The sequence below is a fragment of the Rickettsia sp. TH2014 genome (assembly GCF_019249195.1).
Lineage (GTDB): Bacteria > Pseudomonadota > Alphaproteobacteria > Rickettsiales > Rickettsiaceae > Rickettsia > Rickettsia felis.
This window is the reverse complement of sequence record NZ_MXAX01000095.1, coordinates 1-13,384: the sequence shown is the minus strand read 5'-3', so window position 1 is coordinate 13,384 and position 13,384 is coordinate 1. Positions and strand designations below refer to the sequence as shown.

The window sequence follows — 13,384 nt, the reverse complement described above, 5'->3', positions numbered from 1 at the left end:
ATAATTTTTATAATGTCTGTAAGATTAAATCTTGACTTCTACATTTTACTTAATTTCATTAATATATTAGCTTCTTCAAGAGCAGTTAAGTTTGGAGTGTTTTTTTGTTCCAAAATATTATTAAAATACTCCGTCAAAAAATCATTTATATTTTTTAAACCTCGTTCCTGTTTGGGACTACCAAGCAATGTACTGCCAACTGCTTTTATTTGATTCCACATAATTATTATTATACCTATTAAATTATTTGCATTTATACAAATGAAAACATTTTTGCTCTATAAGTTGAATAAATAAATATTAATACTATTTAAAAAATTTTTCTGAATAAGTAAATTTGCAACAAGGATTTAAAGGTGAATTGGTGAAATTCTGAGGGTAAGAAAGTTCTATTTTTAAATTGAATTAATAGAGGATATTTTATATATATTTTGAAAGGTAAAGTTTAAGAGGCTATCTGTAAATAAATGTTAACCGATAATTTAATTTTTTTTGCTGCAAAAATCTTATTAATTTTCGCTAAAAAAGCTCTTTAATTACTAATTAATATTTATTTACAGATAATCTCTAAGATTATTTTTCTTTTGTAATTTTATCATATTTTTTTAGTTTGATAAGAATGGACTCTAGATTATCCAACTTAATCATACATGGACCATCACTTGGAGCGTTATCTGGATCTTGATGTACTTCCATATACATACCGGCGATACCTACAGCAGTTGCTGCCTTTGCAAGCAGCTCTACATATTTTCTTTCTCCGCCAGTACTACCTCCTAGCCCTCCAGGCTGCTGAACGGAATGCGTCGCATCAAAAACTACAGGTACATTTAACTCCGCTATTATTGCAAGACTACGCATATCAGATACCAAATTATTATAACCAAAACATGCACCACGCTCTGTAAATAATATATCTTTTACCCCAAAAGCTTCTAGTTTTGTTTGTACATTTTTCATATCCCACGGAGCTAGAAACTGTCCTTTTTTTACTTTTACTATTTTACTTGTTTTTGCTGCAGCTTGGAGTAAATCGGTTTGTCTACATAGAAACGCCGGGATTTGTAAAATATCTGCTATTTCGGCTGTTTCAGTACATTGACTCTCTGAATGAACATCAGTAACAATAGGGCAATCGAATTCAGATTTTACTTTTGATAAAATTTCTAAACCTTTCTCAATACCAAGTCCTCTAATCCCATTTACGGAAGTTCTATTAGCTTTATCAAAAGAAGATTTATAAATAAATGGAATCTCAAGTTTGCTAGTTAATTTAACAAGTTTTTCTGCCATAAACAACGCATGATCTTTGCCTTCAATCTGACAAGGTCCTGCAATTAGAACAAACGGTAAATCATTTCCTATTTTAATATTTTTAAGTTTTACTACTTTTTGCATAATTCTTAGATTTAATTAATTGAGCGAGGCACGGATTAGTGTTTCTCGGTTATATTAGGTGTTGATTCATTTTCTATTAGGTCATTGTTAATTATTAGCGCATAATATTTTTCTTTTATTGTCGTTAAATCATAATTACCATGATAATAACCTTCTAGGTTAATAATTTTTTTTAAATAAAAATTTACCTGCTCTGTTTCTAACGGCTCATCTATATTTTTTATAATAGATGACTTAATATTAATTAAATATGCTTTTATTTTTTTAAATTCTTTAATAATTATAAAAATATCATGTGGTTTTATTACCAATATTCCTACAAACAAAATTAATAATATTTGTGTTAAAGACATATTTATATTAATTTCTTATGTTTATATTTTGGATTTAAAATACTTGCCCCATTAGTATTTAGCATATATTCATGGTAATCTTGATAATTTCCTTCAAACCATGTAGCATTATTTTCTTTATCATATGATATAATATGAGTAGCTATTCTATCTAAAAACCACCTATCATGGCTAATTACTAATACACAACCTGCAAAATCTAAAATAGCATCTTCAAGTGCTCTTAACGTATCAATATCTAAATCATTAGACGGCTCATCTAATAATATAACATTTGCTCCCTCTTTTAATAATTTCGCCAAATGTACTCTGTTACGTTCTCCACCTGAAAGTTGTCCAACTTTTTTTTGTTGATCACCGCCTCTAAAATTAAAAGCTGCACAATAAGCTCTACTTTTAATTATTCTATTACCAAGTTGTAATTCATCTAGACCTTCTGAAATTTCTTCCCATATAGTCTTATTATCATCTAAATGATCCCGTGATTGATCAACGTAACCTAATTTTACCGTTTGACCAATTTTAATAGAACCACTATCTGGTATTATTTTACCTGTAATAATATTAAATAAAGTAGATTTACCTGCTCCATTCGGTCCAATAATTCCTACAATAGCTCCACGTGGAACTTTAAAACTAAAATCTGATAATAATATTTTATTATTAAATTTTTTAGCTATATGTTCTGCTTCAATAACAAGACCCCCTAAACGAGGTCCGTTAGGTATAATTATTTGAGTAGGATCAGTTTTTTGTTCTTGATGTTTATTTAATAATTCTTGATATGCTGTAATACGTGCTTTATTTTTTGATTGTCTAGCTTTTGGTGTTTGACGAATCCATTCAAGTTCACGATTCAATTGTTTTTTTCTATCATCGTCTTCTTTACTTTCTAAAGCTAATTTTTTTTGCTTCTGTTCAAGCCAAGAACTATAATTTGATTCCCACGGTATACAATTTCCACGATCTATTTCTAATATCCATTCTGTAACATTATCTAAAAAATAACGATCATGGGTAATTACTATTACGGTACCTTCATAATGCTTTAAATAACCTTCAAGCCAAGAAACTGATTCTGCATCCAAATGATTTGTAGGTTCATCAAGTAACAACATATCAGGCTTCTCTAAAAGCAATTTACATAAAGCTACTCTTCTTTTTTCTCCACCGGAAATTTTTGTAATATCCGCTTCTTTTGGTGGGCAACGTAAAGCAAGCATTGCGATCTCTATTTCGCGTTCTAGATTCCATCCATCACAACTGTCTATTTTTTCTTGCAATTCTGCTTGTTTATCAAAAAGCTTTTGCATTTCTTCATCAGTGATTTCGGCAGCAAATTTGTTACTTATATAATTAAATTCATCAATAAGTTTTTTCTTTTCATGAAGACCTTCCATGATATTATCAAAAACATTTTTACTAGCATCAAGATATGGTTCTTGAGGTAAATATCCTACTTTTATACCGATTTTAGCTGTTGCTTTACCTTCAAACTCTTTATCAATACCTGCCATTATTTTTAATAAAGTTGATTTGCCTGCTCCATTTGGACCTATTATACCGATTTTAGCTTTTGGTAAAAATGATAAATTTGTTTCTTTTAAAATTCGTTTACTATTTATAATTTTGCTTAAACCAACCATTTCATAAACATATTGATATGACATAAATTACTTATTTCCTTATATTATTATTTTACACCGATAAATATATTTATTACTGCATTGTATGAATTTCTTGCTCTATGATCATATAATGCAAAATTAGACATTGTAATTTCTATCATTATTTTTCTTATTTGGGTATTTATTTTAAGAAATAGAATGCTATATATACTTTACATTTTAACAGTTTTTTTTAATTTAATTTTAATAAAATTAAATCTAATTCTTCTAAATTTTTATAATGAAATATTAATTTTCCACCTAAAGAATAATTTTCTATGGTTACTTTTATACCAAATTTTTCTGATAAAACTTTTACTAGTGATTCAAGATCATTATCGGTAGCATTGTCTTTTAAAAAACGCTTTCCTACTTTGTTATTATTGTTAGGAGATTTCGTATATTCATTTTTATACCATTGTCTTACTAGCTCTTCTGTTTGGCGTACATTTAAATCATTACTTATAATATGATCGGCTATTACTTCTGCATGTTCATGATTTATTAAACATCGAGCTTGTCCCATGCTTAATATATTCTCATTTACTTTATCTTGAATAGATTGTGGCAAATTATTAAGCCTCAATAAATTAGCTATATGACTACGACTTTTGCCAAGCCTTTCAGCTAATTTTTCTGTCGTATAATTAAAATTTTCTACCAAATATTTAAAGCCACGAGCTTCTTCCATAACTGTTAAATCAGTTCTTTGTATGTTCTCAATTAATGCTATTTCCACACTCTCTCTAGCATCTAAATTTTTTATAATTACTGGTATCTCTAAAACTTTTGCTAATTTACATGCACGCCAGCGTCGCTCACCTGCTATAATTTGGAAATTATTATCAACGATAATAGGCTGTAATAAACCATTATTCAATATAGAATCTGCTAATTCTTTTATTTTATCATATTCAAAGTTTTTTCTAGGCTGATTCTCATTCGGCCTTATTTTATCAATATTTATTATTTGTATTATTTCTGATTCTATAGAAATAACTTCTTCCCCAAGTAATGAAGATAACCCTCTTCCTAGTCCTTTATTTTTCGCCATATCTTTCTAAGATTTCTTTTGTAAGTTCTATATATGCAATTGCTCCCGAACATTTATAATCATATATAATAGCCGGTTTTCCGTATGAAGGTGCTTCAGATAATTTAATATTTCTTGGGATAACGGTTTTAAATACTAATTCTCCTAAGCATTTTCTAACATCATCTTCTACTTGTTCAGTTAAACGATTACGCTTATCATACATTGTAAATAATATACCTGCAATCTTTATCTTAGGATTTAATTTTTTCTCTACAATTTCAATTGTTTTTAGCAAGTGACTTAATCCTTCTAATGAATAAAAATCACATTGCATTGGAATCAACACTTCATCGCTCGCAACTAAAGCGTTTACTGTTAATAAATTTAATGAAGGGGGGCAATCAATAATTACATAATCATATAATATCTTTATTTCTTCCAATAGCTTCATTAAAATATATTCTCGGTCCTTTGATTTTGTTAAATCTAATTCAGCAGCAGATAGATTAGTGTTTGCAGTAATTATTTCTAAATTTGGTATGTCTGTAGAAATTATTGCATCTTTCAATTTTATTAAATTTGTTAATACTTGATATATAGTATTTTTGCGTTGTTGCTGACTAATTCCAAAACCAGTACTACTATTCCCTTGAGGATCAAGATCTATAACTAAAATTTTTTTATTTACAGCAGCAAAAGCTGTAGCTAAATTTACAGTAGTTGTAGTTTTAGCCACCCCTCCTTTTTGATTAACAATAGCAATTACTTTCATATAATTTTTGTTAAATTACTAACTTCTAGAATTTTTCCTTCTTCACAAGTAATACTTTGATGTATTAAATAATCAAATAACCACGCCTCTTTAGCTTCTACTATTTCTGTTAAATAATTTTTTCCTTTTAATAATAAAAATTTCTCTTGTACTGAAATATTTTTTATACAATTAAATATTGTATTTAATTTAGAGAAAGCTCTACAAGTCAATATACTACAATCTATTTCTACTTTTTCTATTCTTTGATTGATTATTTGTATGTTATTATTTGATATCTTCGATGCTTTTTCTAAAAATATACATTTGCGTAAATCAGCTTCTATTAAACTTACTTTTGCTACCCCTGCTATAGATAATACTATACCGGGAAAACCGGACCCACTCCCTATATCAACCAAGTGTATTTCTTTATTATCAATATATTGCATTAATTGTAATGAGTCTAATATATGACGTTGCCAAAAATTATGTATAGTAGTATCCGATACAAGATTAATTGATTTATTCCATTTTTTAACTAACTTTTGAATAATTTCTAACTTTTCAATTATTTCACGTGGAACTTCCATCACTATATTTAGTTTTTAAATAAATTATAATAGCCGTAATTGCCGCAGGTGTAATCCCTGAGATTCGACGTGCTACACCAATAGTAGTAGGTTTGTGGGAAGAAAGTTTTTCCTGTATCTCTAATGATATACTTGGTATTTTAAAATAGTCAATATTTTTAGGTATAAACTGTGCCTCTTCACTCTGAAATAGATTAATATCTGCGTGTTGTCTAGTTAAATATGAAGCATATTTTGCTTCAATATAGAGTAATTGCAAAATATTATTATTTTGTATTTCTTTAAGCATAGGAAAAATTTTAATAGCTTGTTCAACATTAAAACTAGGTATTTTAAATAAGTCTAATACTGTTTTATATGTACCATCCTGTGCAACCTGTATACCCAGTTTAGCAAGTTTACTAGTAGTTAAAGACAAGGTATTTAATAATGATTTTGTTTTTTCTATATCTTCACATTTTTTTGTAAATATTTTTTTACGTTTTTCTGATACAACACCAATGTTTATCCCTAATTCCGTTAAACGTAAATCAGCGTTATCTGCTCTTAAAGATAATCTATATTCTGAGCGAGAAGTAAACATACGATAAGGTTCTATAGTACCAAAGGTTGTTAAATCGTCAATCATTACTCCAATATAACTATTTGCTCTTGTTAACATAAACGGTACTTGATCTTTTACTGCTGAAGCGGCGTTTATACCGGCTATTATACCTTGCCCTGCGGCTTCTTCATATCCTGTAGTACCATTAATTTGCCCAGCAAAATACAATCCAGCTATTTTTTTTGTCTCTAGTGTAACACTTATTTCACGTGGATCAACATAGTCATATTCTATAGCATAACCTGGACGTAAAACTTTTACATTTTCTAATCCTGGTATTGTTTTAATTAATTTATGTTGTACATCTTCAGGCAAAGAAGTAGAAATGCCATTTGGATAAATCGTATAATCATCTAATCCTTCGGGTTCTAAAAATATACGATGTTCTGATTTTGTACTAAATCTGACTATTTTATCTTCAATAGAAGGACAATATCGCGGTCCTATTCCTTCTATCTGTCCTGAATACATTGCGGATTTATTAAGGTTCTCACGTACAATATCATGAGTTTCTGAGGTTGTTTTTGTAATAAAACAGTTTATCTGAGGAACATTGACAACATTTGTTAATTCAGAAAAAGGACGAGGAGTTTTATCGCCGGGCTGTAAAGCTGTTTTACTATAATCAATAGTACGCCCGTCAATTCTTGGTGGTGTACCTGTTTTTAAACGGGCAATCTTAAATCCTACTTTTTTTAATGTATTTGATAATCCATACGAAGGCTCTTCATCTACTCTACCGGCAGGAATTTTTTTTTGTCCAATATGAATAAGACCCGATAGAAAAGTACCAGTAGTTAATATAATTTTTTGACAAGGAATTTTGCTATCATTATTTAAAATAACCGCTTCAACTTTAGAAGATTTAATTTCTATATCTTCCACTTTTCCATATAATATATCTAGATTAGGGTAATTTGTTAATATTTGATACATCGCTTTTTTATAAAGCTTTCGATCAGCTTGAGCTCTAGGCCCCCAAACTGCCGGTCCTCTAGTCTCATTCAGCATTTTATAATGTATGCCGGCTTGGTCTATAACATAACCCATTAACCCATCAAGTGCATCGATTTCTTTAACTAATGTACCTTTTGCAATTCCACCAATTGCTGGATTGCAAGACATTTCGCCTAAATTTTCCGGTTTTAACGTAATTAAGAGAGTAGGAACTCCAAGACGTGCAGAAGCAGCAGCTGCTTCTGCGCCTGCATGTCCACCGCCTATAACTATTACGTCATATTTTAGCATTAATTATTCTATAATTTCAGATTTGTTAAAGAAAAATTCGATTTCTCTTTTCGCGCTGTTTTCACTATCTGAACCATGAATACTATTAGCCTCAATTGATTCGCCTAAATCTTTTCTAATAGTTCCTGCTTCAGCTTCAGCAGGGTTAGTTGCGCCCATAATGGTACGGTTTAAAATTATAGCGTCTTCCCCTTTAAGAACTTGAAGTACTACCGCTCCTGAAGTAATATATTCAACTAAGCTATTAAAAAACGGTCTTGCTCTATGTTCATCGTAGAAACACTCAGCTTCATATTTAGTTAAAAATTTCATTTTCTGAGCTACTATCTTTAAGCCTGCATTTTCCAAATAAGTATTAACTTGTCCTATTTTATTCCTCTTGATAGCATCAGGCTTAATCATTGAAAAAGTATATTGTATTGTCATTTTGTAACCTATTTATATAATTGTTAAATTTATTTTTTAGCTGAACGATTCCATGTTAAAGCAAATAGCCCCCCACCTAAAAGAGCAGACATACTGAAAAATATAAACACCCCGTTCCAACCATAATTATCGCTAATCCACCCGACTCCAACACCGGCAATAGCTGCTCCTAAATAACCGAACAACCCTGATAACCCATTAGCTGTACCGACAGCTTGACGGGTACTGAAATCAGCAGCTGCTATACCTACAAGTAGCTGAGGACCGGAGACAAAAAAGCCTATTAAAGATAGAATTACAATACTTAATAATTCGCTTTGAATAGGTATTTTCCAAAATAAAAGCAATAATAAACTAAGCAATACCATACATATCGCTCCAATTGGGCCACGACGGCCCCCAAATAATTTATCTGATAAAAAACCGGCTATCAACGCCCCAGGAATTCCTATCATTTCGTATAAACCAATCTGTAAACCGGCATTTGCAATGCTTATATTACGCAAATCTTTTAAAAATGTTGGAGCCCAATAAATTACTCCTGAACGTATTATATAAACAAACATGTTTGCTAAACAAACATACCATATTAGCTTATTACAAAAGACCATTTTAAGTAATTGAGGAGTTAATAGCTTCTCATAATCCCCTATAGCTTCAGGCGGATATTCTTTATATTCCTCTACGGTTGATAAGCCTACTTCTTTTGGAGAATTACGAAGCCTATTATATAAAAAAAGCGATACTACACAAGCAACTACACCGGGAACGAAAAAAGCAGCTCTCCAATCAAATTTATCGATTAAATAACCGCAGCTTATCATAGCAAGGGCACCACCTATTTGATTAGAAGTTGCACCCATAGCCCATTTAGTTCCAAGTTCTTTTGAAGCGAACCAGTGAGTAAGCATTTTTGTTGCAGGAGGCCAACCCATCGATTGAAACCAGTTACTGGCTATCCATAAAATTCCTATCAGCCATAAAGAGTCTGCAAAACCTATTAGAATAGTAATGACCCCGACAAATAAAAGACCCAAAACCATAAATATCCGAGCGTTAACTTTATCGCTAATAAACCCGTTACACGCTTTACTAACTCCATACATAATAGATGAAGCAGTTAATATCCAACCGATTTGTGTTTTAGTAACCCCAAAATATTCTCTTATAGCAGGTGTTGCTATATTAAAATTCTGACGACAAAAATAAAAAGTCGCATAACCTATAATAATAGAATATAAAATCCTTATTCGCCAACTGTTATATTTTTTTACATATGGTGATCTTGGAGTTTTAATTTTGGGTTTTGTATCTGTCATATTATAAACTCTCCGACTATAAAAAAAGCAAGCTTCTAAGAAACTTGCTCTTTTATTTTAACAAACTCTATTTTTCAGTTTTATTTACCAAAACTTGATACTCTTTATTTAAACCTTTAACGGCATATATCCATAATATTACTATTACAAAGAATATAGAAGCAAAATATGGTGTTGCCTCAACAAAACCGAATGCAGGAAATAAAATAAAGAATGTGGATTGAATAATAGCGCCACCCGATTTACCGAATCTTCCTCCGATAACTTCAACAGCAGCCTGTCCTTTTACTCGTAAATCCTTATCAAGCGGAATATATGCCATGTTTTTAGTGGCATCAAATAAAGAATATTTTACACCTTTACTTAAAACATTTTGAATCATACCGATCATAACAGCAAGTGCTAAAGGACCTGAAGCAAGAATACCTGTTAAATACATAGCAATAACACTATCAAAAAAGATAAATGTAAAAAACGCTGCACCGGTAATTAACATCATTAATGGAGTTATCATAGCTGCAGCTAGCCATGATACTTTTCTTAAAATATTACTACCTATAAGCATGAAAGCAATTGCAACCCAACCCTGATAAAATTGGAACTTACCCATATATATAGTATAAGCCTCTTTCGTCGGATACAATTCTTTTACTTTGGATTTCCAAACGCCTTCAACTAAGTTTACTGAAATACCATAAGCAATAAGTAACAATGCAATATAACCTACATACTTAGAGGTAAAGATCATTTTAAAACTGTCTATTAATGACATTTTAGCTTTAGCTTTCTTTTCTTTTACTGATGCCGGATCATAAAGTCTAGGATTGGTTAGAACGTTTCTATTCATCCATCTATATGTTAATATTACCAGAAAGCTACTTGTTATCATTATAACAAATAAAGGCACAAATTTTAGATGTTCTGCAACTATTTGAGTTTTTTCATGCAAGAAATATCCAATAATCACGGATGTTACAGGCAATGCTAAATTAGCAAGTAAACCAAACATTGAGTAAAAACGTTTAGCTTCATCGGTTTTAGTAATTTGGTTAGCAAACTGCCAAAATAATAAACTAAGCATCATTGTTCCCCAAAGCTCTGCTATAGTATAAAAAGATGCAAAACTCCATTTCCCAACTATTCTTATAAACCATTTAAAATTAGGGTAAGCTAAACTTAAAGATTCTATGGTTTCAGGATCAGGATGAACTAAATCAGGGTAGGGGTAAAGCACAAACGCAAATAACGCAAAATACCCTAAGAAAAATGAAGTAATAACATAAAATACGTTTTCTTGCTTTAAAATATCGCAGAGTTTAACATAAATTACCATAGCAATTACGGCAGAAGGTAGTACTATATATGTTTTTAAGAAACTTATTGCTTCTGCCCCTATATCCGTTACTACAAATCCGTCTTTAATTGAACGAAGCGTTGAGTAGTTTAATAAAATACAGAACATCATAAATGCCATAGGCAAAAACTTCTTATTTTCGTATTTTTCTATGGGCCAAATTACTTTTCTTAGTTCCGAGAGATAATTATCACTTTTGGGAGTATTCATAAATTAAATTTTTCTATTTATTTTGAAGATAAATATTATACTAGAATATGTTAGAAAAGTCAAACCTATTGATTTTTTCTCAAAGGAAATATAAATAAAATGATACACTTCAAGGCAAGGATATAGAGTGAAAATATATCTATTTAAAAAATCAATAGTAAAAAATATAATAATTTATTTACTTGGCTTTAATTTCTATCTATAGTTTTCTATTATAATTACTACAGTATGCGAATTATGCAATCGCTTGGAAATATTTCTTGGTCAAATATAGTTGGTGGGACATATGGTAAATTATTAAAGCATACAGTGCAATAATGCCGGATGATTCAAACCCGAACCTTTTAATAGTAATATTCTTCATATAGCTGCAAAAAGCTGCGATCTAGAACTTATGAAGAAAGTATTAAATACAGAAGAAAATATTGATATAAATGAAAAAGATGCCAACGGATGGACTGCCCTTCATATAGTTTTATATTTTGGTAAACTAGATATGATAAAGTTTTTGGTTGCAGAAAAAAGTGCAGATTATAAAATTACTACAGAATATGGAGAATCTCCACTGTTCTTATGTGTTTGACGTTTAAATTTTGAAACAACTAAGTATTATTTAGAATTAGGTGAAGAAATACCCTTATCGGCATGTAATAGAGTAGGCGACAGTACACATAAATTTTTACAAAAGTTAACCAAGTATTTTCAACTTAAGCTTACTCAAGAAGCTGATGGTGTAAAATATCAAGGGATTCTATCTCAAATTCAGCAGAAACAAGAAGAGAATACACAATATACTTCCAATAACTCTGATGAGCCTGCTGCAAATACGCCTGTTGTAGACAAACAAAATAATACTATGGATTTAATAGGAGAAGAAAATGTTAAAAAATATATTACAAGTTTTTTCGTTGTTATAATTTTATCAGCTGCAATGTATGGTAGCGAGGGTAATGTAACTTTAAAAGAGTTGCTGGAAGTAGAGCCTCAAATAGCGGATAGTACTTCTTCCTCCTCAGTTAATCCACAAATTTGCGGCTCAAGAGTTACCATTAACGGCATCAATTACGAGATTAGATATTTCAGCTTTGAAGACACAAGCAAAAAGCTTTCTCCAAATATGACTTTCAAAGAATATGCTGAAAAGAATAATTTATTAGATATGAAAAGCTCTTATTCAAACCCTTTACCAGGAATAGATTTTGAGTCTTTTGATTTCCGCACAGTAAATCTTGGCGACGGGGTATATTTCAGCATGGCTTTACGAAAAGTAGAATAGTATGATTGAAATTATAGTATGGCTGATATTAATTAGTAGCAATAACGAGGTATTTCTTTTAAAGAAAAATACAGAGATAAGTTATGAATATACTTTAGTTGGTGGTCACGTCGAAAAAGGTGAATCTTTAAAGCAAGCTTTGCAGCGAGAAGTGATGGAAGAAACAGGTGTTAAAGTAAGCCAAAATGATCTAATTCTTACAACCATTATAGATAGAAAGCTAGAAGATAAACATAAAATTCATTTCTTCTTCTATACTAAGAATTGGGAATGCAAACCATACAATAAAGAGCCGAATATTCATATCACTGGAGAATGGCATTCTTTAAGCAATTTACCTAATAATATAGGGCCACTTGCTAAAAGAGCCATAGAATCTTTAAGTGATAATAACAATTTCTATGAGTATGGTTGGAATAACAATGAATAATTTTAATATAGCTCTATTATTAACTGCTATAATTTTCATAACAGGTTGTAAAAGTAATATGAAAAATGAAAATAATATTTCACTACCGGAATATGTAACTTTGAATGTTCAAATCTTAAATAGCTCAGAAGATAAAACTATTAGAATAAAGGCAAAAACTTTAGATTCCCCTTTATCTGCAGAAGATTTACGCGATATCTCTATTTTAGAAAAAAATATGATCAAGAAGAAAATTGTGCAGGGCTTGCCGCACCGCAAATAGGCATATCAAAATGTATAATAATATTTGCAGTACATGAAGATGAAGAGTTAAAAAAATGGCGTCCTGATCTTAAGGATACAATGCCTAAAACTATTTGGATTAACCCCTCATATAAACCGATAGATATTGATAAACATGAAGATTACGAAGGATGCTTTTCTGTTGAAAATGCTACAGGCCCAGTTGCAAGATTCAAAAAGATTCATTATCACGCATATGATATAAATGGAAATCAAATCCAAGGCATCGCAGAAGGATTTTTAGCAAGAGTTATCCAGCATGAAATCGATCATCTAAACGGAAAAGTATTTTTAGATTATGTAGCTCCTGAAAAAATAATGACAAAAGAAAGATATTTAGAAAAACGTAAAAAGCTATGGGGCAGCAAACTATAAAATCTTAGGTTTGTCTGAGTTCTCTAAACCTTATAAATTGTAATAGTTGAGATTTAATCTTA

13 protein-coding genes and 2 pseudogenes are annotated in these 13,384 nt (G+C 30.5%); 4 read left to right on the top strand and 11 right to left on the bottom strand.

What is annotated here, in order from left to right:
- Window positions 1–38: 38 nt before the first annotated feature.
- The 11 genes from KYQ89_RS01710 to tlc1 all read right to left on the bottom strand — a co-directional run bounded on the left by KYQ89_RS01710 (window position 39) and on the right by tlc1 (window position 10,959).
- On the bottom strand, window positions 39–221 hold the full coding sequence (locus KYQ89_RS01710; protein ID WP_218460135.1) for a hypothetical protein: 183 nt from the start codon (window positions 219–221) through the stop codon (window positions 39–41).
- A 352-nt stretch (window positions 222–573) separates the two neighbouring features.
- A complete protein-coding gene (gene kdsA / locus KYQ89_RS01705) occupies window positions 574–1,398 on the bottom strand; it encodes a 3-deoxy-8-phosphooctulonate synthase (RefSeq protein WP_218460133.1) in 825 nt (274 codons plus the stop codon).
- A gap of 35 nt (window positions 1,399–1,433) precedes the next feature.
- The gene (locus tag KYQ89_RS01700; RefSeq protein ID WP_218460132.1) at window positions 1,434–1,751 is read right to left on the bottom strand and encodes a DUF2672 domain-containing protein; all 318 of its coding nucleotides are present in this window, start codon (window positions 1,749–1,751) and stop codon (window positions 1,434–1,436) included.
- A 2-nt stretch (window positions 1,752–1,753) separates the two neighbouring features.
- Window positions 1,754–3,421 (bottom strand): energy-dependent translational throttle protein EttA, encoded by a 1,668-nt coding sequence (gene ettA, locus KYQ89_RS01695; RefSeq protein WP_218460131.1) that lies wholly within the window; start codon window positions 3,419–3,421, stop codon window positions 1,754–1,756.
- Window positions 3,422–3,611: 190 nt separating this feature from the next.
- On the bottom strand, window positions 3,612–4,472 hold the full coding sequence (locus KYQ89_RS01690) for a ParB/RepB/Spo0J family partition protein (protein ID WP_218460129.1): 861 nt from the start codon (window positions 4,470–4,472) through the stop codon (window positions 3,612–3,614).
- On the bottom strand, window positions 4,459–5,226 hold the full coding sequence (locus KYQ89_RS01685) for a ParA family protein (protein ID WP_218460128.1): 768 nt from the start codon (window positions 5,224–5,226) through the stop codon (window positions 4,459–4,461). Before KYQ89_RS01685 ends, KYQ89_RS01690 begins: the two co-directional genes overlap by 14 nt.
- The gene (gene rsmG / locus KYQ89_RS01680) at window positions 5,223–5,798 is read right to left on the bottom strand and encodes a 16S rRNA (guanine(527)-N(7))-methyltransferase RsmG (RefSeq protein ID WP_218460134.1); all 576 of its coding nucleotides are present in this window, start codon (window positions 5,796–5,798) and stop codon (window positions 5,223–5,225) included. The genes KYQ89_RS01685 and rsmG overlap by 4 nt, the downstream gene beginning before the upstream one ends.
- Window positions 5,782–7,650 carry a tRNA uridine-5-carboxymethylaminomethyl(34) synthesis enzyme MnmG gene (mnmG, locus tag KYQ89_RS01675; RefSeq protein ID WP_218460127.1) on the bottom strand — a complete coding sequence of 623 codons (1,869 nt, stop codon included), beginning with the start codon at window positions 7,648–7,650 and terminating at the stop codon, window positions 5,782–5,784. The genes rsmG and mnmG overlap by 17 nt, the downstream gene beginning before the upstream one ends.
- Before the next feature lie 3 nt (window positions 7,651–7,653).
- Window positions 7,654–8,076 (bottom strand): nucleoside-diphosphate kinase, encoded by a 423-nt coding sequence (gene ndk / locus KYQ89_RS01670; RefSeq protein WP_011270474.1) that lies wholly within the window; start codon window positions 8,074–8,076, stop codon window positions 7,654–7,656.
- Window positions 8,077–8,105: 29 nt separating this feature from the next.
- Complete coding sequence (locus tag KYQ89_RS01665; protein ID WP_218460125.1) at window positions 8,106–9,395, bottom strand: MFS transporter; 1,290 nt, start codon at window positions 9,393–9,395, stop codon at window positions 8,106–8,108.
- Window positions 9,396–9,462: 67 nt separating this feature from the next.
- Entirely contained in the window at window positions 9,463–10,959 is a 1,497-nt protein-coding gene (gene tlc1 / locus KYQ89_RS01660) for an ATP/ADP exchange transporter Tlc1 (protein WP_218460124.1), read from the bottom strand.
- Window positions 10,960–11,311: 352 nt separating this feature from the next.
- Here tlc1 and KYQ89_RS01655 point away from each other — a divergent pair.
- From KYQ89_RS01655 to KYQ89_RS01640, 4 genes and pseudogenes are all read left to right on the top strand, one after another.
- Window positions 11,312–11,542: pseudogene (locus KYQ89_RS01655) on the top strand (ankyrin repeat domain-containing protein); the annotation flags it as partial.
- Window positions 11,543–11,815: 273 nt separating this feature from the next.
- Window positions 11,816–12,235, top strand: coding sequence for a hypothetical protein (locus KYQ89_RS01650; RefSeq protein WP_218460122.1), 420 nt, complete (start codon window positions 11,816–11,818; stop codon window positions 12,233–12,235).
- A 1-nt stretch (window position 12,236) separates the two neighbouring features.
- Window positions 12,237–12,665 carry an NUDIX domain-containing protein gene (locus KYQ89_RS01645; RefSeq protein WP_218460121.1) on the top strand — a complete coding sequence of 143 codons (429 nt, stop codon included), beginning with the start codon at window positions 12,237–12,239 and terminating at the stop codon, window positions 12,663–12,665.
- A pseudogene (locus KYQ89_RS01640) lies at window positions 12,658–13,330 on the top strand (peptide deformylase). Before KYQ89_RS01645 ends, KYQ89_RS01640 begins: the two are co-directional and overlap by 8 nt.
- Window positions 13,331–13,384: the final 54 nt, after the last annotated feature.